The following is a 23,813-nucleotide window of genomic DNA, read 5'->3' on the forward strand; positions in this document are numbered from 1 at the left end:
GAGCTTGGCCACCGCCAGCGGCTGCAGTTCTTCGGTCGTCTCGACCAGGATGCCGCGATCCGCACCAATGGCCATCGCGGTGCGCAGGGTTTCCTGGCACTTCGCGTCGCCGCAGGACACCGCGATGATCTCGGTGGCCGCGCCCTTCTCCTTCAGGCGCACCGCCTCTTCGACCGCGATCTCGTCGAAGGGGTTCATGCTCATCTTCACGTTGGCAATGTCGACGCCGGTGCCGTCGCTCTTCACGCGCACCTTGACGTTGTAGTCGACGACCCGCTTGACGGGGACAAGAATCTTCACGGTTGGCACTCCTTCAGTCTTGATTTGAATTCATTCGAGCTTGGCGCCCGATTGCTTGATCAGGCGCTCCCAGACCGGGCGCTCCTGCTTGTAGGCGGCGGCGAAGGCCTCGGGCGAACTGTCCTTGATCTCGAAGCCCATCCCCGCGACCTTGGCCTGCACGTCGGGCTGCTGCGTTGCCTTGCGCACCTCGTCGGCGATGCGCTGCACGATGGGCTTCGGCGTGTTGGCGGGCGCCGCGATGGCCAGCCAGCCGGTGACGCGGTAGGCCTCGTCCTTGAGCCCCTGCTCGGCCAGTGTCGGCACGTTGGGCAGCGTGCTCATGCGGCGCTCGCCGGTGACCCCGATCGCCTTCAGCTTGCCGGCCTCGATGTGCGGCTTGGCGACCAGCGCGCTGGCATAGGCCATCTGGATCTGGCCGCCGATCAGGTCCTGCAGCATCGGCGCCTCGCCCTTGTAGGCGACGTGGTTCATGTCGGCCTTCTGCGTCAGGCTCATGTGGGCGCCGGCCAGGTGCGGATAGGCGCCGACGCCGTAGGAGCCGTAGGCCAGCTTGCCCTTGTTCTCGCTCGCGTACTTGAGCAGCTCGGGGCCGGTCTTGACCGGCACGCTCGGGTGCACCACCAGCACCAGCGGCGCCATCGCGATCTGGTAGACCAGCGTGAGGTCGCGCTGCGTGTCGTAGGGCAGCTTCTCGTACAGGAACTGGTTGGTCAGCAGCGAATTGCTCAGCGACAGCACGAGGGTGTAGCCGTCCGGCGCCGCCTTGGCGACCGCGTCGGTGCCGATGATGCCGGCGGCGCCGGGCTTGTTGTCGATGATCACGGGCTGGCCGAGGCCGGCCGCCATCTTCTCGCCGATCACGCGTGCCAGCACGTCGGTGGCACCGCCGGCGGCGAAGGGCACCACCATCTTGATCGGCTTGTTCGGGTAGGTTTGCTGCGCGTGGGCAGGCGCGATGGCGCAGAGGGCGGCGGCGCAGAGCCACGCGCGGCGGCTCGAGAGTACGGGGGTCAAGGGATGTCTCCGGTTCGGGTGTTCAATGAGCTATTTCAGGATCACTTGCGTCTTGAACGGCAACCGACCCAGCGTCTCGTGCAGTTGCAGCCGCAGTGTTTCGGCCTGCGCGCCGGCGGCATCGACAATCACCTTGAGGGCGCTGTCGCCATCGGCCAGTACCTGCGGCCGTGCCGAGTCGGAGACGCCGAGCGCGGTGCAGGCCTCGTCGACCAGCGCCTCGGCCACCTTGCGCGCGGCCAGCGCGCGCAGCTCGGGCTTGTAGATCTTGCCGACATTGGTCATCGGCATGGTCTCGATCACGATCACCGAACGCGGCTTGGCCGGCGCCTCGTCGACCCGCGCGGCCGTGAAGTCGAGCAGTTCGGCCTCGCTCGCCGAGGCTCCGGGAATCAGGGTCGCGAACACCACGGGCAGCTCGCCGGCGTAGGCATCGGGCGCGCCGACCGCGGCACAGAGCTGCACCGCCGGGTGGGCGCCGAGCGCGTCCTCGATCACCTTCGGATCGATGTTGTGGCCGCTGCGGATGATCAGGTCCTTCGAGCGGCCGCTGAGGTTGAGGCGGCCCTCGGCGTCGAGCCAGCCGAGGTCGCCGGTGGCGAGCCAGCCGTCGGCCGTGAAGGCTTTCGCGTTGTCGGCCGGATCGACGAAGCCCGAGAACAGGTTCGGCGACTTGAACAGCACCATGCCCTGCTCGCCCACGGGCAGGTCGCGGTCGCTGGCAATGCCGTTGTCGTCGAGCGCCACGATGCGCAGCTGCGAGTAGGGCAGCCGGAAGCCGACGCAGCCCGCCGGGCCGACCACGCCCGGCGGCGTGATGGTCGAGATGCCGGCCATCTCGGTCATGCCCAGGCTCTCGTGCACATGCAGGCCGAACAGCCGCTCGAAGCGCGCGGCGAGCTCGGGCGCGAGCACCGCGGCGCCGGTGCGGCAGTAGTGGATCGACGAGATGTCGGCGCCCGCCAGTGGCACGTTGGCCAGCGCCGCCAGCACCGTGGGCACCGCCGACAGCGAGGTCGGCCGGTACTTCTCGACCAGCCGCCAGTAGTTGGCCAGCACCTGCTTGTTGCGCAGCAAGGCGGTGGTCGGAATGATCACTTCGACGCCGGCCGACAGCGAAGCCAGGGACGCCGGCAGCACGCCGGCGACGTGGAACAGCGGGTAGCCGTTGATGGATGCGTCCTTCGGGCCCTGGCCGGTCATGTTGACGCTGGCCCAGGCGGTGAAGACCTGCGCGCCGTGGCTGTGGCGCGCCAGCTTGGGCGCGCCGGTGGTGCCGCCGGTGTGGAAATAGGCCGCGATGTCGCCCGGCGCGATGTCGCGGCCGCTCACGAGCCGGTCGTCGGGCTCGGCGGCGCGCAGGGCGCCGAAGTCGGCCACGCCGGCGGGCAGTTCGCCCGCGCTGCCCGGCGCCTCGTCGTGCGGCGCCACGCGCAGCACCGTCGTCAGCGTCGGCACCTGGCCGCGCAACCGCATCGCCTTGGCCCACATGCCCGAATCGGCATCGGAGCCGTAGGCGATCAGCACCTTGGCCCGGCCTGCGGTCATCAGCGCGACCAGCTTGTCGTCGGTCAGCAGCGGGTTGAGCGGCTGCACGATGCCGGCCGCCTCGCCGCCCCACAACGCCAGGTGATAGTCCAGGCAGCCGGGCAGCAGCACGGCCACCGCGTCCTCGGGGCCGACGCCGAGCCGGTGCAGCAGGTTCGCGGTCTGGTGGATGCCGGCCAGCAGCTGGGCGTAGGACCAGCGGATCGGTTCGTCGTCCGGATCGCCGGTGCGCAGGAAGGTCAGCGCCGTCCGGTCGCCGAAGGCTGCCCCGGCATTGCGGAAGATCTCGTAGGTGCTGCGCACCGTGAGCGCCTCGGCCAGCGGTGTGGCCTCGAGCCGGCGGATGTCGTCGAGGCTGTGAATCGGAAACGATGCGCTGAAGGGCGCTGCGGCCCGGTTTTCGCTGAGGTGGCCCATGGGTCTTGTCTCCTGCAATTTCTTCCTGCCATCATGCGCCGGGTCGGTCCCGGCGACGACCGCGGCTACTGGTTCTTGATGTTGTTGTCGCGGATCACCTTGCCCCAGCGCTCGTAGTCCTGGCGCATGCGGCTGGCCATCTGCTCGGGCGTCTGGAAGGCCGCGAAGGTGCCGACGCCTTCGAGCTTCTGCTGCACTTCCTTGTCGGACAGCGCCTTCTTGAGCTCGGCATTCAGGCGGGCGACCACCTCCTTGGGCGTGTCGGCCGGCGCCAGCATACCGCCCCACGAGGTGGCATCGAAGCCGGGGAAGCCCTGCTCGGCCACGGTCTTCACCTCGGGCAGCAGGTTCTGACGCCTGGACGAGCCGACCGCGATCGGGCGCAAGGTGCCCGAGCGGATGTGCGGCAGCACTGCGATCAGGTCCGAGAACATCATCGGCACCTGGCCGCCGATCAGGTCGGTCACGGCCGGCGCGCTGCCGCGGTAGGGCACGTGCTGCATCTCGAACTTGCCCACGTTCTTGAGGCTCTCGGTCGTCAGGTGGCCGAAGCTGCCCGCACCCGCGGTGGTGTAGTTGAACTTGCCGCCGTCGGCGCGGGCCTTGGCGATCAGTTGCTGCAGGCCCGTGACTTCGGGCAGCGCCTTGGGGTTGACGACCATCACGATCGGCAGGTCGTAGGTGGTGCCGACCGGCGTGAAGTTCTTGAAGATGTCGTAGCTGGTGGGGCCGTAGAGGTGGCCGGCCAGCAGCGTCGGCGTGGCCAGCATCACGAGCGTGTAGCCGTCCGGCGCCGCCTTGGCCGCGGCGGCCGCGCCGATGGTGCCCGAAGCGCCGCCGCGGTTGTCGATCAGCACCGGCTGCTTGAGCCCTTCGGCCATCTTCTGGCCGATGATGCGCGTCGCGACGTCGGTCGGGCCGCCGGCCGGGAAGGGCACGATGATCGTGATCGGCTTGGTCGGAAAGGCCTGGGCAATGGCGCTGCCCGCGATGAGCGGCAGTGCGAGGGCGAGCAGCGCGCGGCGCACCGGATTGCGAACGGAAGCGGAAAAGCGAAAGGACATGGGGTGCGCTTCGATGGCGTCAAAGGACACCGTTGGATTTCAGTTGGGAGAGCTTGTCGTCGGACAGCCCGAGCAGCGACTGCAGCACCTCGTGCGTGCCTTCGCCGAGCTGCGGCGGTGCGTTGCGCACCGGCAGCCGCTCGCCGTCGAAGCGGTAGGGCGGCGCCAGCACGTGGACCTTGCCGGCCACCGGATGCGGCTGCGTGGTCACCAGGCCGGCGTCGGTGGCGCGCTGGGAGTTCAGTGCCTCGAGCAGGCCGAGCACCTCGCCGCAGGGGATGCCCGAACGGCTCAGCTGCTCGAGCAGGGCGCGGCGCTTGCGCTTGCCGAGCTCGCGATGGATCTCCGGCATCAGCATCTCGCGGTTCGCGGAACGCAGGATGTTGGTCTTGAAGCGCTCGTCGGCCGCCAGGTCGGGGCGCTCGATCACCTCGGAGCAGAAGCGCGCGAACTGGCTGTTGTTGCCGACCGTGATCACCAGCGGGCCGTCCTCGGCGTCGAACACGCCATAGGGGACGATCGACGGATGGGCGTTGCCGTAGCGCGGCGGGTCCTCGCCCATCAGCAGTGCCTCGAGGCCGTAGTAGGCCGTGATCATCAGGCCGCAGTCGAACAGCGCCATCTCGATGTGCCGGCCACGGCCGGTCTTCTGGCGTTCGAACAGCGCGGCCAGGATGGCCTGTGCCGAGTACATGCCGGTGAACAGGTCGACCGCGGCGACGCCGAACTTGAGCGGCGGCTGGTCGGCCTCGCCGTTGAGCGCCATCAGGCCGGCCTCGCCCTGCACCACCAGGTCGTAGCCGGGGCGCGCGGCCTCGGGGCCAGTGCGGTCGTAGCCCGAGATCGAGCAGTAGACCAGCCCGGGATTGATTTCGCGCAGCGCCTCGTAGCCGAGGCCGAGCTTGTCGATGCCGCCGAACTTGAAGTTCTGGATCAGCACGTCGCTCTTCTTGACCAGCTCGCGCACGATCTGCTGGCCCTCCGGCGTCTGCAGGTCGATGCCGACCGAGCGCTTGTTGCGGTTGACGCTGTTGAAGTAGGCGGTCTCGGTGTTGCCGACCCGCAGGCCCCAGTCGCGCGTGTCGTCGCCGCGCCCGGGGTGCTCGACCTTGATCACCTCGGCGCCGAAATCGGCCAGCACCATGCCGCACCAGGGGCCGGCCAGGATGCGCGAGAGGTCGAGCACGCGGACGCCCGCGAGCGGCAGCGCGCCGGTCATCCCTGGACCTCCTTGCCGAGCGCGATGAAGCGCTGCAGGTGATGGTCCTCGTCGCCGAGCTGGTGGTCGATCATGACCAGGCGCTTGGCGTAGTGGGCCAGCGGCAGTTCCCAGGTCATGCCGATGCCGCCGTGCAGCTGGATGCTTTCCTCGGCGACCCGCGCGCCGATGCGGCCGATGCTGTACTTGGCCGCCGACAGTGCGCGTTCGCGCGTCAGTCGATCGGCGTCGAGCGCGGCCGCGGCGTTGATCACGGCCGAGCGGGCCTGCTCGATCTCGAGCAGCAGGTCGGCCATGCGATGCTGCAGCGCCTGGAAGCTGCCGATCAGCAGGCCGAACTGCTTGCGCGTGCGCAGGTATTCGAGCGTGGCGGTCTTGGCCGCTTCCATGGCGCCGAGCGATTCGGCGCAGAGAGCCAGCAGGCCGCGGGCGACGGCGCGTTCCAGCGTGGCGTGGCCCTGGCCTTCGGTCCCGAGCAGCGCCCCGGCGCCGAGCTTGACCTTGTCGAAAGCGAGTTCCGCCACGCGGCCGCCGTCGATCGCGGGGCAGTCGCGCACCGAGAGGCCCGGCGTCGTGGCGGGCACCAGGAACAGCGAGATGCCGGCTTCGTCGTCGACCGCGCCCGCGCTGCGTGCCGAGACCACGAACAGCTTGGCCTGCGCGCCTTGCTGCACCATGGCCTTGGCGCCATCGAGCATCCAGCCGTCGCCGCTGCGTTCGGCGCGGGTCTGCACGCGCGAGAGTTCATAGTGGCTTTCGGCTTCGTCGTGCGCGAGGGCCGCGATCGTGGTGCCGCCGATGATCTCGGCGAGCAGGGCTTTCTGCGCCGCGCTGCCCGAAGCGGAGATTGCCTCGCCGGCCATCACGGCACCGAGCAGCGGCTCGACCACCAGGCCGCGGCCCAGTGCTTCGAAGACCACCGCGATGTCGAAGCCGGCGCCGCCGAAGCCGCCGTCGGCCTCGCTGAACAGCGCGCCGATCACGCCGAGCTCTGCGAACTGGCGCCAGATGTCGTCGCTGAAGCCCTCGGGCGACTTCGCGATGCGGTCGCGCGTCTCGAAGGCGTACTGTTCCGCGATGAAGCGGTTCAGGCTGTCGGCGAGCATGCGCCGGTCTTCGCTGTGTTCGAAGTTCATGGCTTTACTTTCAGAGTCCCAGGATCATCTTGGAGATGATGTTCTTCTGGATCTCGTTCGAGCCGCCGAAGATCGACAGCTTGCGGTTGTTGAAGTAGCGCGCCGCCGCAGCCGCGGCATAAGGCGGGCCGAAGGGCTGCCCGTCGAAGCCTTCCTCGAGCGCCTCGGCGACAAAAGGCCGCGCCTGCGGGCCCATCGCGCGCCGCGCCAGCGAGGAGATCTCCTGGCGGATCTCGGTGCCGCGGATCTTGAGCATCGAGCTCTCGGCGCCCGGCACGCCGCCGCCGGCCACGGCCGCGATCACGCGCAGGTTGGTGGTCAACATGTTCTCGAGGTCGATCTCGACCTTGGCCATGCGGGCGGCGAAGGCCGGGTCCTCGGCCAGCGGGCGGCCGTTCTTGCGTTGCCTTGCGGCGATCGCCTTGAGCTGCGCCATCGCGGCCACCGAGAAGCCGACGCCCGCGATGTTGGTGCGCTCGTAGGTCAGCAGGTACTTGGCGCAGGTCCAGCCCTTGTCTTCCTCGCCGACCAGGTTCTGGGCCGGCACCCGCACGTCGGAGAAGAACACCTCGTTGACCTCGTGTTCGCCATCGAGCGTGATGATCGGGCGCACCTCGACGCCGGGCGACTTCATGTCGACCAGGAGGAAGCTGATGCCTTCCTGCTTCTTGGCCTCGCGATTGGTGCGCACCAGGCAGAAGATCATGTCGGCGTGCTGGCCCAGCGTGGTCCAGGTCTTCTGGCCGTTGACGATGTAGTGATCGCCCTGGGCGTCGATGCCGCGCACGGCCTGTGTCTTGACCGAGGCCAGGTCGGAGCCCGCGCCGGGCTCCGAGTAGCCCTGGCACCACCAGTCGCTGCCGTCGAGGATGCGCGGCAGCCAGTGGCGCTTCTGCGCCTCGCTGCCGTACTTGATCAGCACCGGCCCGAGCATGTTGACGCCGAAGGGCACGATGCGCGGCGCATGGGCCAGCGCGCATTCGTTCTCGAAGATGAACTTCTGGACGGCGGTCCAGCCGGGGCCGCCGTACTGCTCGGGCCAGTGGTTGGCGAGCCAGCCGCGGGCGTTGAGGATGGCGTGCCATTCCTGCATGTCGGCCTTGGACAAATGCTTGCCGGTGGCGACCTTGGTCGAAAGGCGGGCCGGCAGCTTGTCGGCCAGGAAGGCGCGCACTTCGCTGCGGAAGGCTTCCTCTTCGGGAGTGAAGTTCAGGTCCATCGCCGACTCCTCAGTAGATTTCAAACAAGCCGGCAGCACCCATGCCGCCCGCGATGCACATCGTCACCACCGCGTACTTGGCGCCGCGCCGCTTGCCTTCGATCAGCACGTGGCCCGCGAGCCGCGCGCCGGTCATGCCGAAGGGATGGCCGATCGAGATCGCGCCGCCGTCGACGTTGAGCCGCTCCGACGGGATGCCCAGCTTCTCCTGGCAGTAGATCGACTGCGAGGCGAAGGCCTCGTTGAGTTCCCAGAGGTCGATGTCGTCGACCTTGAGGCCGTGGCGCGCCAGCAGCTTGGGCACGGCGAACACCGGGCCGATGCCCATCTCGTCGGGCTCGCAGCCGGCCACGGCGAGACCGCGGAAGGCGCCGAGCGGCTTGAGGTTGGCGCGTTCGGCATCCCTGGCTTCCATCAGCACGCAGGCCGAGGCGCCGTCCGACAGCTGCGAGGCATTGCCCGCGGTGACGAACTTGTCGGCGCCCATCACGGGCTGCAGCTTGGCGAGCGCCTCGTAGGTGGTGCCGCGGCGGTTGCAGTTGTCCTCGGTGGCGATGACTTCGCGCTGCGTGACTGCCTTGGTCTCCTTGTCGGTCACCGCCATCGTGGTCGTGCAGGCCACGATCTCTTCCCTGTAGCGGCCGGCCAACTGCGCCTCTTCGGTCTTGCGCTGGCTCTCGGCCGAGAAGCGGTCCTGCGCCTCGCGGCCGATGCCGTAGCGCTGGGCGACGATGTCGGCGGTCTCGATCATCGCCATGTAGAGCGCGGGTTTGTGCTCGAGGATCCATGGGTCGATGCCGCTGTCGCCGGCGTCGGTGGCGCTGCGGGTGCGGATCTGCGAGATGCTCTCGACGCCGCCGGCGATCATCGCCGGTGCCCCGTCGACCACGATGCGGCCGGCGGCCATCGCGATCGCCTGCAGGCCCGAGGCGCAGAAGCGGTTGACCGTGGTGCCGGCGATCGAGATCGGCAGGCCGGCGCGGATGATGCTCTGGCGCGCGATGTTGCGGCCGGTCGTGCCTTCGGGGTAGCCGCAGCCGAGGATCGCGTCCTCGATCAGCGCCGGATCGAGCCCCGAGCGCTCGACCGCGGCGCGCACCGCGAAGGCGGCCAGCGTGGCGCCGGAAGTGATGTTGAATTCGCCGCGGTGCGCCTTGGTCAGCGGGGTGCGGGCGGTGGAAACGATGACGGCTTCGCGTGTGGACATGGAACGGGTCTCCTATCTAGTCAGTTGAGGACAGAGCAAGAACTGCTGCGCAGTTTGTTGGTCTGTCCCGCAAGGTCTCAGCAAGTCGAGGACAGAGCAAAAACTGCTGCGCAGTTTGTTGGTCTGTCCCGCAAGGTCTCAGTCTTTGTTGAGGCTTGCGAAATCAGCGCCGCGCTCGACCAGCTCGACCAAGAGCGGCGAGGGCTTCCAGAACACCGGGTCCTGCTGGGCGAATTCGCGGATGTCGGCCAGCACCTTCGGCAGGCCCACCATGTCGGCGTATTTCATCGGGCCGCCGCGCAAGCGCGGGAAGCCGTAGCCGTACAGGAAGGTGACGTCGACGTCGAGCGGCCGCAGCGCGATGCGCTGGTGCACCACGTTGGCGCCTTCGTTGACCATCGCGGCCATGTAGCGCCGCATGATCTCGTCCTCGCTGAAGCTGCGCGGCGTGATGCCGGCGCGCTGGCGCTCGGCGTCGATGATCGCCAGCACCTCGGGGTCGGGCTGGCCGGTGCGCGCGCCTTCGGGGTAGAGGTAGTAGCCGCGCTGGGTCTTCTGGCCGAACCAGCCGCGCTCGCAGATGCGGTCGGCCACCTGCACGTAGCGCGCCTTCGGGTCGCGCGTGGCGGCCTTGCGCTTGCGCGTCGCCCAGCCGATGTCGCCGCCGGCCAGGTCCGAGACCTGGAACGGGCCCATCGGGTAGCCGAAGTTGCGCACGGCCTCGTCGATCTGGTAGGGCGAGGCGCCGTCTTCCATCATGTGGTCGGCCGCCTGGCGATACACGGCGAGGATGCGGTTGCCGATGAAGCCGTCGCAGACGCCGGCGCGCACCGGCACCTTCTTCAACTTCTTGGCCAGTTCGAAGCCGGTCGCGACCACGTCGGCGCTGACATGGGCCGGCACCACGATCTCGAGCAGCTTCATGATGTTGGCCGGCGAGAAGAAGTGCAGGCCCAACACGTCGCCGGGGCGCGAGACACTGGCCGCGATCTCGTCGATGTCGAGGTAGGAGGTGTTGGTGGCCAGCACCGCGCCGGGCTTGCAGACGCGGTCGAGCTCGGCGAAGACGGCCTTCTTGACCGCCATGTCCTCGAACACCGCCTCGACCACGATGTCGACCCGGGCCAGCGCGTCGTACGAGGTCGAGCCCGAGAAGCGCGCCATCACGCTGTCCTTGGCCTCGGGGGTCATGCGGCCTTTCTTGATCAGGCCGTCGTAGACCTTCTCGACATGGGCGCGGCCGCGCGCGAGGCTGGGCTCGTCGCGCTCGATCATCGTGACCGGCAGGCCGGCGTCGAGCATCGCCACCGCGATGCCGGCGCCCATGGTGCCGCCGCCGACGATGCCGGCCGCGTCCAGCGCGCGCGGCTTGGCGGCCTTGGTCTCCGGCGCTTTCAGCACCTCGCGCTCGGCGAAGAAGGCATGGATCAGGCCGGCGCGCTGAGGGCTGTCGATGCACTGCAGGAACAGCTGGCGCTCGAGCGCCATGCCTTCGTCGAAAGGCTTCGTGAGCGCGGCCTCGACGGCTTCGATGATCTTCATCGGCGAGAACAGGCCGCGGCTCTTCTTCGCGGTGTCGGTGCGCGCGGCTTCGAGCGCGGCGCGGCTGGCCTCGGTATCGGCCAGCGCCTGCGCGTCGCGCGTGCGGCGCACCGCTGCCTTGGCGGCGATCAGTTCGCGGGCATAGGCCAGGCCTTCGGGCAGGGCCTCGCTGCCAGCGCCGAGTCGGTCGACCAGGCCCAGCGCGAGGGCTTCCTTGGCGCCGGCGTGGCGGCCGCTCAGGATCAGGTCGAGCGCGGCCTTGGCGCCGATCAGGCGCGGCGCGCGCTGCGTGCCGCCCGAGCCGGGCAGCAGGCCCAGCGCGACTTCCGGCAGGCCGAGCTTGGCCGAGGGCACGGCCAGGCGGTAGTGGGCGGACAGCGCGATCTCGAGCCCGCCGCCCAGCGCGGCGCCCTGGATCGCGGCCACCACCGGCTTGCTGCAGTTCTCGATCGCGAGGCAGACCTCGGGCAGCGACGGCGGCTGCGGCGTCTGGCCGAACTCGCGGATGTCGGCGCCGGCGATGAAGTTGCGTCCGGCACCGACGATCAGCACGGCCTTCGCCTCGCGGTCGGCCTCGGCCGCCGCAATGGCTGCCGCCAGGCCGCGCCGGACATCGACGCCCAGCGCATTGACCGGCGGGTTGTCGATGGTCACGAGCAGCACGTCGGCTTGGCGCGTGAAGCTCACGGGGGAAGCGGAAGAGGGGGGGGTCTGGGCCATGGTGTGTCTCCGATTGCTTGACAGGACGGTTCATCCAGGATGAACCCAGCATTCTTGATCCGGCTCCCGCCTTTGACAATTGCATTTGCCATTGACAGACTGTCAAAGGATTTTTGACACAATGAGGCGCCATGGACCTGCAATCGCTGACCCTGCTGGTCGAGATCCTCGATGCCGGCAACCTGAGCGCGGCGGCACGCCGGCTCAAGATGAGCCGCGCCAACGTCAGCTACCACCTGAACCAGCTCGAGCGCTCGGTCGGCGCCCAGCTGGTGCGCCGCACCACGCGGCGTGCCGAGCCGACCGAGATCGGCCTGCGCCTGTACCAGCATGGCCTGGCGATCCAGGGCGAGCTGCTGGCGGCGAGGGAGTCGGTCACCACGCTGGGCCAGAGCCTGCAGGGCCGGGTGCGCCTGAGCGTGCCGAGCGGCTACGGCCAGCTGGTGATGTCGGGCTGGCTGATCGATTTCAAGCGGATGTACCCGGGCATCGTGCTCGACGTGCTGTTCGAGAACCGCATCGAGGACCTGCTGCGCGACGAGGTCGACATCGCGATCCGCGTGGTGCCGGAGCCGCCGCAGAACCTGGTGGCCCGAGAACTCGGGCCGGTGCGCTACGTGGCCTGCGCATCGCCCGCCTTCGCCGGGGCGAACGGGCTGCCGACCCAGCTCGACCAGCTGCACGGGGCGCCGGTCGTGACCTCGGCGGTGGTCGGGCGGCAGTTGCGCGTCTCGGCCTACCAGGGCGAGGAGCGGCGCGAGGTGATCCTCGAGCCGACGCTGATCTCGGAGAACTTCCTGTTCCTGCGCCAGGCGATCCTGGCCGGCCTGGGCATCGGGCTGGTGCCCGACTACGTGGTGCAGGACGACGTCCGGCGCGGCGAGGTCGTGACCACGCTGGACGACTGGCGCCTCAGCATCTTCGGCACCCGGATGTACATGCTGTACATGCCGAACCGGCAGCACACGCGGGCCATCCGGACCTTCATCGATTTCATCCTCGAACGGGTGCGGGGAGTGGCGGCCGCGGAAATAGTGTGAACAGGCTCTAGTCATGGGCATGCTTTCTGCTGCATCGGCAGGATGAACGACACCGCAATCCCCTTGCCGATCCCCATGGCTCATCGCCCCATTGAACTGTCGATCGACCCGCAGCGTCTGTGGGCCTCGCTGATGGAACTGGCCCGGCTCGGCGCCACCGACAAGGGCGGCGTCTGCCGCCTGGCCCTGACCGATCTCGACCGCCAGGGCCGCGAACTGTTCGTGCGCTGGTGCCGCGAAGCCGGCTGCAGCGTGCGCGTCGACGCCATCGGCAACCTGTTCGCGCGCCGCGCCGGGCAGGACGCCAGCCGCCCGGCCGTCGCCACCGGCAGCCACATCGATACCCAGCCGACCGGCGGCAAGTTCGACGGCAACTACGGCGTGCTGGCCGGCCTGGAGGTGCTGCGCACCTTGAACGACGCCGGCATCCGCACGGTGGCGCCGCTCGAAGTCTGCGTCTGGACCAACGAAGAGGGCTCCCGTTTCGTGCCCGTGATGATGGGTTCGGGCGTGTACGCCGGCGCCTTCACGCTGGACCATGCGCTCGAGGCGACCGACCGCGAGGGCGTCAGCGTGAAGGACGCGCTGAAAAGCATCGGCTTCGCCGGCACCGAACCCGCCTTCGTCGACGAGGGCGCCCCGCGCTTCGGCGCCTACTTCGAAGCCCACATCGAGCAAGGCCCGGTACTCGAAGACGCCGACATCCCGCTCGGCGTGGTCACGGGCGCGCTCGGCCAGCGCTGGTACGACGTGGTCGTCACCGGCCAGGAAGCCCACGCCGGCCCGACGCCCATGAGGCTACGCCGCGACGCCCTGCAGGCCGCCACCGGCCTCATGCAGGAGGTGCAGAAGATCGCGATGGAAGAGCAGCCCGACGGCCGCGGCACCGTCGGCTATGTGCAGGTGCATCCCAACTCGCGCAACGTGATCCCCGGCAAGGTGACCTTCACCGTCGACCTGCGCCACGGCGACGACGAAGGGCTGAGCCGCATGGATGCGCGCATCCGCGGCGCCTGCGCGGCGGTGCAGGCGGAGGGCGGCGTCACCGTCGGCATCGAACAGACCGTCTACTTTCCGCCGGTGCGCTTCGCCGAATCGCTGGTGAGCGCCGTGCGACAGGGAGCCGAGCGCGCCGGCCTCAAGCATCTGGACATCGTGAGCGGCGCGGGCCACGACGCCATGTACGTCGCTCGCACCGCGCCCGCCGCGATGATCTTCGTGCCCTGCAAGGACGGCATCTCGCACAACGAGATCGAGGACGCCAAGCCCGAGCACCTCTCGGCCGGGGCCAATGTCCTGTTGCACGCGATGCTCGAGCGAGCGGGCATCGCGGCGTGACGCTGATCGCCAGGCCGCTCACGGCCGAAGGCTTCGCACCCTATGGCACCGTGGTCGCGGCGCCGGAGGCCACGGGGCGATGGATCAACGGCGCGACGACCGAGCGCTTCGACCTGGTGGTGGTCGAGCGCTCGGCCGCTGCGCTCGATGGCGATGTCTGCGGGCTATCGGCGCCCGCCAGCGGGCACTGGGACGCCTGAGTTCAAGCCGCGATCCGCTGCGCCGCATGGATGCAGCGCGCACGATGGCCGGGCGCGACTTCGATCGCGGGCGGCAGCGCGGCGCGGCAGGCCGCGGTGGCCAGCACGCAGCGCGCGGCAAAGGCGCAGCCCGGAGGCAGCGCCGACAGGTCGGGCGGTGCGCCGCCGATGGTCTCGAGCCGCGTGCCGCGCGTCATCGCGCCGTGCGCGCGGCTCTTGAGCAGCGCGATCGTGTAGGGATGCCGCGGCGTCAGGATCAGCTCGCGCGCCGTGCCTTCCTCGACGATGCGCCCCGCGTACATCACCGCGATGCGGTCGGCCACCTCGACCGCGGCGCCGATGTCGTGCGTGACGAAGACCACCGACAGGCCGAGGTCGCGCTGCAATTCGCGCAGCAGCAGCAGGATCTGGATCTGCACCGTGGCGTCGAGCGCGGTGGTGGGTTCGTCGGCCAGCAGCACCTTCGGGTTGCAGGCGAGCGCCAGCGCAATCATCGCGCGCTGCCGCATGCCGCCCGACATCTCGTGCGGATAGGCCGCGAGCCGCCGCAGCGGGCTCGGGATGCGCACCTTCTCGAACAGCGCGAGCGCGCGTGCCGACGCTTCCGAGCGGCTCGCACCGTCATGGCGGCGGATGGCCTCGACGATCTGCGCGCCGACGGTGTAGACCGGGTCCAGCGCCAGCAGCGGCTCCTGGAAGATCATCGCGACTTCCTTGCCGCGCATCGCCGCCAGTGCGCGCGGCCCCATGCCCAGCACGTCCTGCCCGTTGACCTCGAGCTTGCCGCTGATGCGCGTGCCGCGTTCGGGGTGCAGCCGCATGAGGGTGCGAAGCGTCACGCTCTTGCCCGAGCCGGACTCGCCGATCAGCGCGACCACCTCGCCCTGGCGCAATTGCAGGTCGACGCCGTTGACGGCCTCGATGCGCTTGCCCGGTGCGATGAAATTCACCCGCAGGTCCTTGAGTTCGACCGCGAGCGGCGGGACGGGGTTCGAAGCGGTGTCAGACATGAGGGGAGGCCTGCGCGACGGTTTCTTCGGTCATGTCGGGGAAGTCATCGGCGGGCGCATAGCCCGACCCGGGCTGCCAGCGCAGGCAGGCCACGCCGTGATCCGGCGCGGTCTCGACGAAGGCCGGCATCTTCTGGCTGCACACCGGCTGTGCGAAGGCGCAGCGCGTATGGAAGCGGCAGCCGGAGGGCGGATCGATCGGGTTCGGCGGGTCGCCCGCGAGCGGCGCCTCGGTGCTGCGCTGCATCGGGTCGCCGCTCGGCATCGAGCGCAGCAATGCACGCGTGTACGGATGGCGCGGCGCGTCGAACACCTGTGCGGCGGTGCCGACCTCGACCACCTGGCCGAGGTACATCACGAGCACGCGGTCCGACATGTAGCGCACCACGTGCAGGTCGTGGCTGATGAAGAGATAGGTCAGGCCGAAGTCGCGCTTGAGGTCCTCGAGCAGGTTGAGCACCTGCGCCTCGACCGACTTGTCGAGCGCGGACACGGCCTCGTCGAGGATCACCAGCCGGGGCTCGAGCGCCAGGGCGCGCGCGATGTTCACGCGCTGGCGCTGGCCCCCGGAAAGCTCGTGCGGATAGCGTCCCGCGAAGCGCGCGGGTTCGAGCCCGACGCGTGCCAGCAGGTCGTGGGCGCGGTGCAGCGCCTCGCGCGCCGACACGCCGTGCACCGTCGGCCCGAAGGCGACCGAGTCCTCGATCGTCATGCGCGGGTTGAGCGACGAATAGCTGTCCTGGAACACCATCTGCGTCTGGCGCCTGAAATCGCGCAGCGGAAGATCGCGCGCGCCCACGCCGGCGCCGTCGAACACCAGCTCGCCGCTGTCCTGCCGGATCAGCTGCATCAGCAGCCGCGCGGTGGTCGACTTGCCGCAGCCCGACTCGCCGACCACGCCGAGCGTCTCGCCCTTGCGGATCTCGAAGCTCACGCCATCGACCGCGCGCACGGCGGCCCCAGGGCCGCGGCCGAAGCCCAGGCCGCCGCGCTTCAGCGGAAAGTGCTTCTGCAGGTTCTGCACGCGCAGCAGCGGCTGGCGCGGGCCGCCGACGTCGCGCGGGTCGTCGAATGCGCGAGGGTGTCTCATTGGATAAGCTTCGCGCGGCAGCGCTTCGGTATTCGCCTTCGGAGCGGCCGGGTGGCTCATTGCTTCACCTCCATCGCCGCGCGCAGGCCGTCGGCCAGCATGTTGAAGGACACCGAGGTCACGAAGATCAGGGCACCGGGCAGTGCCGCGATCAAGGGCTGGCTGTAGATCGCGGTGCGCAGCGTATTCAGCATCAGGCCCCACTCGGGCTGCGGCGGCTTCACGCCCAGGCCCAGGAAGGAAAGCCCCGAGGCCAGGATCATCGACACCGAGATCAGGCTGGTCGCATACACGAAGATCGGCCCGATCACGTTGCCCAGCACATGGCGGCGCACGATGGTGAAGGCCGAGGCGCCGGAGGCGCGCGCCGCGTCGACGTAGTCGCTGCGCCGCACCTGCGTCGTCACGCTCTCGGCGATGCGCGCGATCTGCGGCACGAAGACCACGGTGAGCGAGATCAGCGCGTTGGTGATGCCGGCGCCGAGCGCGCCCGACAGCGCGATCGCCAGCAGCACCGACGGGAAGGCGTAGAGCACGTCGATGCAGCGCATGATGACCGTGTTGGTCTTGCCGCCGGCATAGCCCGCCAGCACGCCGAGGGCGCTGCCGATGGCAAAGGCCATGATCACCGGCGCGATGCCCATGAAGAGCGACAGCCGGCCGCCGAGCATCAGGCGCGACAGCAGGTCGCGGCCGAGCTCGTCGGTGCCGAGCGGAAAGCCCTCGGTGCCGACCGGCCGCAGCCGCTTGAACATCGAGGTGGCGAAAGGGTCGGCGGGCATGATCCAGGGCGCCAGCAGCGCGATCAGGACCAGCGCAAGAATGATCGCCGCGGCGGTCATGGCGACCGGGTTGCGCGCCAGCCGGCGCAGCACGTTGGCACCGTGGCTGCGCGAGCGCAGCACCGGCACGGATGCCGCGGAGGGTGCGGGTGTTGGAAGTACGGCGGCCATGTCGATCGTTGCGTCGGAGGGGTGCGTCATCTTTCGATGCGGGGGTCGAACAAGGTCTGCAGCACGTCGACCAGCAGGTTCAGGCCCACGAAGAACATCGCCAGCACCAGGATGGTTCCCTGCAGCAGCGGCAGGTCGCGCTGGAAGATCGCCTGGTTCAGCAGGAATCCCGTACCGGGCCAGGCGAAGACCGTCTCGATCAGGATCGAGCCGCCGAGCAGGTAGCCCAGCTGCAGACCCATCACGGCGAGTGCGGTCGGCGCGCAGTTCTTGACGACGTGCTTGAACACGCCGAAGTCGCCCAGGCCGCGCGCGCGCAGGCCGATCACGAACTCCTGCGAGAGGATGTCGGCCACCAGCGCGCGCACCGTGCGGGCGACGATGCCCATGGGGATGAAGGACATGGTGAGCGCGGGCAGGATCAGGTACTTGACGTGCTCCGCGTTCCACTGCCACATGCCGGAGCCGTCGGGTCCGGCGCCGGTCGCCGGCAGCCACATGAGCTTGGCCGAGAAGACGATCACCAGCACCATGCCGAGCCAGTAGTGCGGCAGGCTGACGCCGATGACCGAGACGAAGGAGGCCGCGCGGTCCATCCACGAGTTGCGGAAGTAGCCGGCGACGAAGCCGAACAGCGCACCGAAGGCGAAGCCGATCAATGTCGCGAGTGCGGCCAGCATGAAAGTGTTGCCGACGGCCTTGAACACCTCCTGCGTCACGGGCCGCGCCGTGGCGATCGAGGTGCCCAGGTCGCCGTGCAGCGCCCGCCAGAGCCACAGGCCGAACTGCGAAGGCCAGGGCCGGTCGAAGCCGTAGAGCTTCATCATCTGCTGCTGCAGGTCGGCGGAAGCGTCCGCCGGAAGCACCGACACCAGCGGGTCGCCGGGCGCGATGTGGACCAGCATGAAGCACAGGAAGGCGACGCCCAGCATGATGGGCAGGGCGTAGCCGATGCGGCGCAGGAGATAGGCAGTCACGCGCGGCCCGGGGGTCAGTCCATCGTCATCGTGGCGATGTCGATGAACCAGCTCTGAGGCTGCACCACGCCCTTGATCCTGGGCGACAGCGCGCGCGGACCGACGTCGTGGGCGACGAACAGGAACGGTGCCTCGTCGACGATGCGGGCCTGCAGCGCGGCCAGGGCCACGTCGCGCTGCTTCTCGTCGAAGCTGGTGCGGGCCTTGTCGACCAGCGCATCGACTTCAGGGTTGCTGTAGTAGCCCCAGTTGTTCGACGCCGGCGGGAAGGCCTTGGTGCTGACGAAGCGGACCATCGCGAAGAACGGGTCCATGGTGGCGGCGCTCACGTTGGTGGCATGGGCGCCGTGGGCGCCGGCGTCCTTGGCGCCGAGGCGCCAGCCGGAGAACAGCGTGTTCCATTCGACCACGTCGAACTGGACGTCGAAGAAGCAGTCCTTGAGGCTCTGCTGCATGAATTCGTTCATCGGCAGCGGCTGCATCTGGCCCGAGCCCGACGCCGAGGTCTGCACCTTGATCTTGACCGGCTTGGCGGCCGAGTAGCCCGCCTCGGTCATCAGCTTGCGCGCCGCGTTGGCGTCGTACCTGATCTGGAACGAAGGGCTGCCTCGCCACGGGTTGCCCGGCTCGACGATGCCGGTGGCCTCCGCCATCAGGCCGCCCAGCAGCTCCTTCATGGCGCTGCGGTTCACGCACAGATTGGCGGCCTGGCGCACGCGCTTGTCGGCAAAGGGCGAGTCGGGCAGCAGCGAGAACTGCCACGGCCACAGGTGCGGCTGCAGGTTGCTGTAGAGCTTGAAACCGCGTGCCTTGATGGCGTCGAGCGCATCGGGTGCGGGGGCTTCGATCCAGTCGACCTGGCCCGACAGCAGCGCCGCGGTGCGCGAGCTGGCTTCGGGCAGCGGCAGCAACACGACGCGGTCGATCTTCGGGCGGCGCTTGGCATCCCAGTAGTCCGAGTTCCTGACCATTTCGAGGCGTTCGCGCGGGACGAACTTCGATGCCTTGAACGGCCCGGTGCCCGATGCGTCCGCCGCGAAGGCGGTCCAGGCCTGCTTGCTGCGCTCGGCCTTGTCGGTCACGCCGGCGGGCACGGCGGCGAGTTTCTTCTCCCAGTGGGCGGGCGAGGCCATGAACAGGTTCGTGAGGTTGATCGGCAGGAAGGCGTCGGGCTCGGAGGTGGTGAACTCGACCGTCAGGTCGTCGATCTTGCGGGCGGTGCGCAGCGTCGGCATGCGCGAGGCGGTCACGCCGATCTGCGCCGGGTCGAACTGGGGCGCGTCCTTGCGCAGCACCTTGTCGACGTTCCAGACCACGGCATCGGCATTGAACGGCGAACCGTCATGGAACTTGACGCCCGGGCGCAGCTTGAACACCCACTTGGTGCGGTCCTTGTCGTCGACGGCCCACGAGACGGCGAGATCGGCGATCACGACGCTGGCCTTGGTGGCCGAGCTCAGGTCCCATTGCGTCAGGCTGTCGTACATCGGGATGCCGGTGAAGCGATTGCCTTCGTAGCCCTGGTCGGGCTGGCCCGAGGTGCGCGGGATGTCGCCGGCGGTCATGGCGATGCGAAGGACCTTCTCCTGGGCCAGGACGGCGCTGCTCGCGAGCGACAGTGCGGCGATCAGCAGGGCACCGGCGCGTGCGCCCCGTCGTGGGGTGGGCGAGGGCGGCAAGGATTGGATCTTCATGGGAGGGTCGACCTTTGAGTTGCGGGTGTGACCTCCACGAAGCAATTGACATGCCAGTGATTTCGCGTTCAGGAAAATCGATAATCGATACAAAAATAGCTTTTAGCGATAGATGCCCGCCCACCCCCTACCGGGGGCGCAGTCAGCGGCCCGGCGAAGCCGGTTCCGCGACAGCCCCTGCGCGCTGCTCGCAGCTGAAGAAGAAACACGGCGCCAGTATTCCCCGGCCGGCGCAGCCAGGCCCGTTGGTGAAACACCGCGGATCTGGCTTTGCCAGGCCGCTGGTGTTGCCCCCGGCAGGGGGTGGGCGCCCGGACACGAAGTGCCGGGCAACCTGGGGGCGAGTTATGTCAGTGCGCGACAGCGCTGGAAATGGCGCGCGCGCACTCGATCACCATCGGTGCCAGTTTCCGCCGGGCTTCCTCCATCGTCCAGCGGCTGGTCGGTGGCGAGACGTGCACGGCGCCCAGCGCCTCGCCCCTGGGGCTCACGATCGGCGCGCCGATGCCCATGTCGCCGAGAAACAGTTCCTCGGCGTTGGTCGCGTAGCCCACGCGGCGGCATTCTTCGATGCGCGCCATGATGGCCGGCACGTCGGTCAAGGTCGCCGGCGTGCGGGCCGCGCGGTCTGCCGCCCGCAGCGTCGCCAGCACCTGCTCGTCCGGCAGGCAGCTGAGCCAGGCCCGGCCGGAACTGGTGCAGTACATCGGAATGCGCATCCCGACCGGTGTGAGCACGGGAATGAATTTCGACGTGACCAGTTGTGCGACATAGACCATGTCGTCGTCCACGGGCTCGGTCACGCTCGCGGTTTCGCCGCTGGCGTTCGCGAGTTGCGACAGGTACGGGTTCGCGATCTTGATCAGTGCATTGCCTGCCAGGTAGTTGAAGCCCAGCTCGAGGGTCCGTGGCAGCAGCCGGAAGCGCCGCGTCTGCGGATGCTTGCCCACATAGCCCAGCACCTGCAGCGTGTGGACCGTGCGCTGCGCCGAGCCCTTGCTCATGCCGGTGCGCTCGGCCAGTTCGGCCAGCGTCATGGTGCGGTGCGTGCCGTCGAAGGCGCGCAGCACGGCCAAGCCTTTTTCGAGCGACTGGTTGAACAGTGGGTCGGTCGTCGCCGGCGCCGCAGCGCGGCGCGCTGGACGCACGGGAGTCTTGCTGGCCATGGTGTATGTATATATATTGGAATCGATTATCGATTCTATGAAGCCAGCACGTTGCATGCCTGCCCGCCAGACGACAATCCTCTCCCATGACCGTTTCCCCCGACATCCTCACGATCACCCGCCCCGATGACTGGCACCTGCATGTGCGCGACGGCGCCGCGCTCGCAGCCGTGCTGCCGCATTCGGCGCGGCAGTTCGGCCGCGCGCTGATCATGCCGAACCTGCGCCCGCCCGTGACCACCGCGCAGCAGGCGCTCGACTACCGCGCCCGCATCCTCGAAGCGCTGCCCGCCGGCTCGTCATTCCAGCCGGTGATGTCGCTGTACCTGACCGACAAGCTGCCGCCCGACGAGATCGAGCGCGCCGCGGCGGCCGGGGTCCGTGCCCTCAAGCTCTATCCCGCCGGCGCCACCACCAACAGCGATGCCGGCGTGACCGACATCCGGAAGACCTATGCCACCCTCGAGGCGATGCAGAAGCACGGCCTGCTGCTGCTGGTGCACGGCGAGGTGACCGACCCGGCGGTCGACCTGTTCGATCGCGAGGCGGTCTTCATCGACCGCGTGCTGATCCCGCTGCGCCGCGACTTCCCCGAGCTCAAGGTGGTGTTCGAGCACCTGACGACGAAGGAGGGCGCCCACTACGTGCGCGACGCCAATCGCTTCACCGCCGCCACCATCACGGCGCACCACTTGCTCTACAACCGCAACGCGATCTTCACCGGCGGCATCCGGCCGCACTACTACTGCCTGCCGGTGCTCAAGCGCGAGACGCATCGCGTGGCGCTGGTCGAGGCCGCCACCAGCGGCGGCGACCGCTTCTTCCTCGGCACCGACAGCGCTCCCCACCCGGCGCACCTGAAGGAGCACGCGCTGGGTTGCGCCGGCTGCTACACCGCGCTGACCGCGCTCGAGCTGTACGCCGAGGCCTTCGACAACGCCGGCGCACTCGACAGGCTCGAGGGCTTCGCGAGTTTCCATGGCCCCGACTTCTACGGCCTGCCGCGCAACACCGACACCGTGACCCTGCGGCGCGAAAGCTGGACCGTGCCCGAGACCGTGCCCTACGGCGACGCCACCCTGAAGCCCCTGCGCGGCGGCGAGACCGTGGCCTGGAGGCTGGCATGAGCGCCGCGCCGGGCCGCCCCAAGCAAGCTCGCTCCCCCTCGGGGGGCAGCGAGGACACGCAGTGCCGAGCGCGGGGGGTGGCATGAAAGGTGCCCCGCGCGTGGTGCTGCTGGTCGATGCCGACAACGTCTCGGCCGACGTGATCGAGCAGGCCGTGGAGCGCACCCTGGCCGAGCACGGCGCCGTCCACGTGCGGCGCGCCTACTGCAATGCCGAGACCGCGCTCAAGCAGCAGTCGCTTTTCAAGCGCTTGTCGATGCGGCCGATGGTCAACCTATCGGCCGGCAAGAACAGCACCGACATCGCGCTCGCGGTCGACGCGATCGACCTGGTGATCGCCGAGCGGCCGGACATCGTGGTGCTGGTGTCCTCCGATTCCGATTTCGCGCCGCTGGTGATCCGGCTGCGCGAGAAAGGCTGCCGCGTCTGCGGCATCGGCCAGCAGGGCAAGACCGGCGAGGAGACCGTGGCGATCTACGACAGCTTCGCCGACCTGCAGCATCACTCTGCGTCGGCGAAGGCGGCGGTGGCCAGGCCCGCCGCCAGGCAGGCTGCCAAGGCAGAGCCCGCGCCCAAGCCCGCCGCCAAGCGCACCGCCCGTGCGCCGCGGCGCGCCAAGGCCGAAGCACCCGCGCCGGCGCCGCGCGCGCCGGTGCTGCCCGACGACGTGCTGCATATCCTCGATGCGGTGGCCGAGCTGGGCATGGGCAACAAGGTCGAGCTCAACGTCGCCGCCGAGCGGCTTCGCGCCGCCAAGCTGCTCGGCAAGAGCGCGAGCTCGCCGAAGCTGTTCAAGAAATACCCCGAGCTGTTCCTGCTGACGCCCGAGAAGACGCCCAACAAGGTGCAGTACATCGGACCCCTGCCAGCCTGAGGGTGGCCCCCACGCGCCGTCACTTTGTGTACTCGCTGCCCCCCGAGGGGGCGCAGTCCGCCTTGGGGCGGCCCGGCGGCGGCCTGGCCCCCACGCTCCGTCACTTCGTGTACTCGCTGCCCCCCGAGGGGGCGCAGTCCGCCTTGGGGCGGCCCGGCGGCGGCCTGACTATCCAATGGCTGCCGGCCTGACCATCGACGCGACCCCGCCCTGGCTGGCGCCCTTCGCTTCATGCGCGCGGCGGGTGGCCGCGAGGACCGCGGCCGGCGACAGCGTGGCCCATGCGCTCTCGGCCGAACGGGCCGCCATTGCGTTGTCGGGCGGACCCTTGCGCTTCGTGGCCGGCGACAGCGCGCCGCCCGGCGAAGCCTACGAGGCCTACATCTTCCGCACCGCCCGCGTGCCGACGCGCGACAACCTGCACGATCTGTTCAATGGGCTGGTCTGGCTGCACTGTCCGCTCGCCAAGCGGCGGCTGAACGAATTGCAGGCGGCGGAGATCGCGCGTGCCGGCATCGGCGCCACACGGGGGCCGCTGCGAGACGCGTTGACCCTCTTCGACGAGAACGGTGCCGTGCTCGAAGCCCCGCCGGCCCTGTGGGAGGCCTTGATTGCCCGCGACTGGCAACAGCTCTTCGTCACCGGGCGCGCTTTGTGGCGCGATGCGCGGCTGCAGGTGTTCGGCCACGCGCTGCTCGAAAAGCTGGCCGCACCGCGCAAGGCGGCCACGGCGCATGTGCTGGTGGCGCCGGGCCCCAACCCGTCCCTCGGCCCCGAAGATGCCCGGATCGCGGCGGTGCTCGATCCCGCGTGGCTCGCCACCAAGCCTTTCGTGCCGCTGCCGGTGCTGGGCGTGCCCGGCTGGTGGGCGCCCAACGAGGCGCCCGCCTTCTACGATGACGCGTTCGTGTTCAGGACGAAGGGAGCCGCGGCTTCTCCTGCGTGAGCGCGCCTG

Annotated in this window: 21 protein-coding genes; 6 read left to right on the top strand and 15 right to left on the bottom strand. The window is 69.2% G+C overall.

Going from position 1 to position 23,813, the window contains the following annotated elements; genetic code table 11:
• The 9 genes from AC1D2E_RS22455 to AC1D2E_RS22495 form a co-directional block, all read right to left on the bottom strand.
• On the bottom strand, nucleotides 1-300 hold a 300-nt coding region (locus AC1D2E_RS22455; protein ID WP_478199443.1), incomplete at its 3' end, for an electron transfer flavoprotein subunit beta/FixA family protein.
• A 30-nt stretch (nucleotides 301-330) separates the two neighbouring features.
• Nucleotides 331-1,317, bottom strand: coding sequence for a Bug family tripartite tricarboxylate transporter substrate binding protein (locus AC1D2E_RS22460; protein ID WP_478199444.1), 987 nt, complete (start codon nucleotides 1,315-1,317; stop codon nucleotides 331-333).
• Between the two features lie 30 nt (nucleotides 1,318-1,347).
• Complete coding sequence (locus tag AC1D2E_RS22465) at nucleotides 1,348-3,282, bottom strand: acyl-CoA synthetase (protein ID WP_478199445.1); 1,935 nt, start codon at nucleotides 3,280-3,282, stop codon at nucleotides 1,348-1,350.
• 65 nt (nucleotides 3,283-3,347) lie between these two features.
• A complete protein-coding gene (locus AC1D2E_RS22470; protein ID WP_478199446.1) occupies nucleotides 3,348-4,346 on the bottom strand; it encodes a Bug family tripartite tricarboxylate transporter substrate binding protein in 999 nt (332 codons plus the stop codon).
• Nucleotides 4,347-4,365: 19 nt separating this feature from the next.
• A complete protein-coding gene (locus AC1D2E_RS22475) occupies nucleotides 4,366-5,565 on the bottom strand; it encodes a CaiB/BaiF CoA transferase family protein (RefSeq protein ID WP_478199447.1) in 1,200 nt (399 codons plus the stop codon).
• Nucleotides 5,562-6,701, bottom strand: a complete 1,140-nt coding sequence (locus tag AC1D2E_RS22480; protein ID WP_478199448.1) for an acyl-CoA dehydrogenase family protein — start codon at nucleotides 6,699-6,701, stop codon at nucleotides 5,562-5,564. Before AC1D2E_RS22480 ends, AC1D2E_RS22475 begins: the two co-directional genes overlap by 4 nt.
• 10 nt (nucleotides 6,702-6,711) lie before the next feature.
• The gene (locus AC1D2E_RS22485) at nucleotides 6,712-7,920 is read right to left on the bottom strand and encodes an acyl-CoA dehydrogenase family protein (protein ID WP_478199449.1); all 1,209 of its coding nucleotides are present in this window, start codon (nucleotides 7,918-7,920) and stop codon (nucleotides 6,712-6,714) included.
• 10 nt (nucleotides 7,921-7,930) lie between these two features.
• Nucleotides 7,931-9,127 (bottom strand): acetyl-CoA C-acyltransferase, encoded by a 1,197-nt coding sequence (locus AC1D2E_RS22490; protein WP_478199450.1) that lies wholly within the window; start codon nucleotides 9,125-9,127, stop codon nucleotides 7,931-7,933.
• Between the two features lie 138 nt (nucleotides 9,128-9,265).
• On the bottom strand, nucleotides 9,266-11,389 hold the full coding sequence (locus AC1D2E_RS22495) for a 3-hydroxyacyl-CoA dehydrogenase NAD-binding domain-containing protein (RefSeq protein WP_478199451.1): 2,124 nt from the start codon (nucleotides 11,387-11,389) through the stop codon (nucleotides 9,266-9,268).
• Between the two features lie 131 nt (nucleotides 11,390-11,520).
• On the opposite strand from AC1D2E_RS22495, the gene AC1D2E_RS22500 reads away from it, so the two are divergent.
• The 3 genes from AC1D2E_RS22500 (at nucleotide 11,521) to AC1D2E_RS22510 (ending at nucleotide 13,967) form a co-directional block, all read left to right on the top strand.
• Nucleotides 11,521-12,429 carry a LysR family transcriptional regulator gene (locus tag AC1D2E_RS22500; protein WP_478199452.1) on the top strand — a complete coding sequence of 303 codons (909 nt, stop codon included), beginning with the start codon at nucleotides 11,521-11,523 and terminating at the stop codon, nucleotides 12,427-12,429.
• Between the two features lie 75 nt (nucleotides 12,430-12,504).
• Nucleotides 12,505-13,767 carry a Zn-dependent hydrolase gene (locus tag AC1D2E_RS22505; RefSeq protein WP_478199453.1) on the top strand — a complete coding sequence of 421 codons (1,263 nt, stop codon included), beginning with the start codon at nucleotides 12,505-12,507 and terminating at the stop codon, nucleotides 13,765-13,767.
• Nucleotides 13,764-13,967 (top strand): ureidoglycolate lyase, encoded by a 204-nt coding sequence (locus AC1D2E_RS22510; protein ID WP_478199454.1) that lies wholly within the window; start codon nucleotides 13,764-13,766, stop codon nucleotides 13,965-13,967. Before AC1D2E_RS22505 ends, AC1D2E_RS22510 begins: the two co-directional genes overlap by 4 nt.
• Before the next feature lie 2 nt (nucleotides 13,968-13,969).
• On the opposite strand, the gene AC1D2E_RS22515 is transcribed toward AC1D2E_RS22510, so the two are convergent.
• From AC1D2E_RS22515 to AC1D2E_RS22540, 6 genes are all read right to left on the bottom strand, one after another.
• The gene (locus AC1D2E_RS22515) at nucleotides 13,970-14,977 is read right to left on the bottom strand and encodes an ABC transporter ATP-binding protein (RefSeq protein WP_478199455.1); all 1,008 of its coding nucleotides are present in this window, start codon (nucleotides 14,975-14,977) and stop codon (nucleotides 13,970-13,972) included.
• Complete coding sequence (locus AC1D2E_RS22520; protein ID WP_478199456.1) at nucleotides 14,970-16,067, bottom strand: ABC transporter ATP-binding protein; 1,098 nt, start codon at nucleotides 16,065-16,067, stop codon at nucleotides 14,970-14,972. Before AC1D2E_RS22520 ends, AC1D2E_RS22515 begins: the two co-directional genes overlap by 8 nt.
• A gap of 56 nt (nucleotides 16,068-16,123) precedes the next feature.
• Nucleotides 16,124-17,020 carry an ABC transporter permease gene (locus AC1D2E_RS22525; protein WP_478199475.1) on the bottom strand — a complete coding sequence of 299 codons (897 nt, stop codon included), beginning with the start codon at nucleotides 17,018-17,020 and terminating at the stop codon, nucleotides 16,124-16,126.
• Between the two features lie 26 nt (nucleotides 17,021-17,046).
• A complete protein-coding gene (locus tag AC1D2E_RS22530; RefSeq protein WP_478199457.1) occupies nucleotides 17,047-17,997 on the bottom strand; it encodes an ABC transporter permease in 951 nt (316 codons plus the stop codon).
• 14 nt (nucleotides 17,998-18,011) lie between these two features.
• Entirely contained in the window at nucleotides 18,012-19,691 is a 1,680-nt protein-coding gene (locus tag AC1D2E_RS22535; protein ID WP_478199458.1) for an ABC transporter substrate-binding protein, read from the bottom strand.
• 350 nt (nucleotides 19,692-20,041) lie between these two features.
• Nucleotides 20,042-20,857, bottom strand: coding sequence for an IclR family transcriptional regulator (locus AC1D2E_RS22540; RefSeq protein WP_478199459.1), 816 nt, complete (start codon nucleotides 20,855-20,857; stop codon nucleotides 20,042-20,044).
• 86 nt (nucleotides 20,858-20,943) lie between these two features.
• Between AC1D2E_RS22540 and pyrC the strand changes: the two genes are divergently transcribed.
• From pyrC to AC1D2E_RS22555, 3 genes are all read left to right on the top strand, one after another.
• Nucleotides 20,944-21,984, top strand: coding sequence for a dihydroorotase (gene pyrC, locus AC1D2E_RS22545; protein WP_478199460.1), 1,041 nt, complete (start codon nucleotides 20,944-20,946; stop codon nucleotides 21,982-21,984).
• A gap of 82 nt (nucleotides 21,985-22,066) precedes the next feature.
• Entirely contained in the window at nucleotides 22,067-22,858 is a 792-nt protein-coding gene (locus AC1D2E_RS22550; RefSeq protein WP_478199461.1) for an NYN domain-containing protein, read from the top strand.
• A 175-nt stretch (nucleotides 22,859-23,033) separates the two neighbouring features.
• Nucleotides 23,034-23,804, top strand: a complete 771-nt coding sequence (locus tag AC1D2E_RS22555) for a DUF3025 domain-containing protein (protein WP_478199462.1) — start codon at nucleotides 23,034-23,036, stop codon at nucleotides 23,802-23,804.
• Nucleotides 23,805-23,813: the final 9 nt, after the last annotated feature.

This window comes from Variovorax sp. P1_H2, assembly GCF_056405295.1.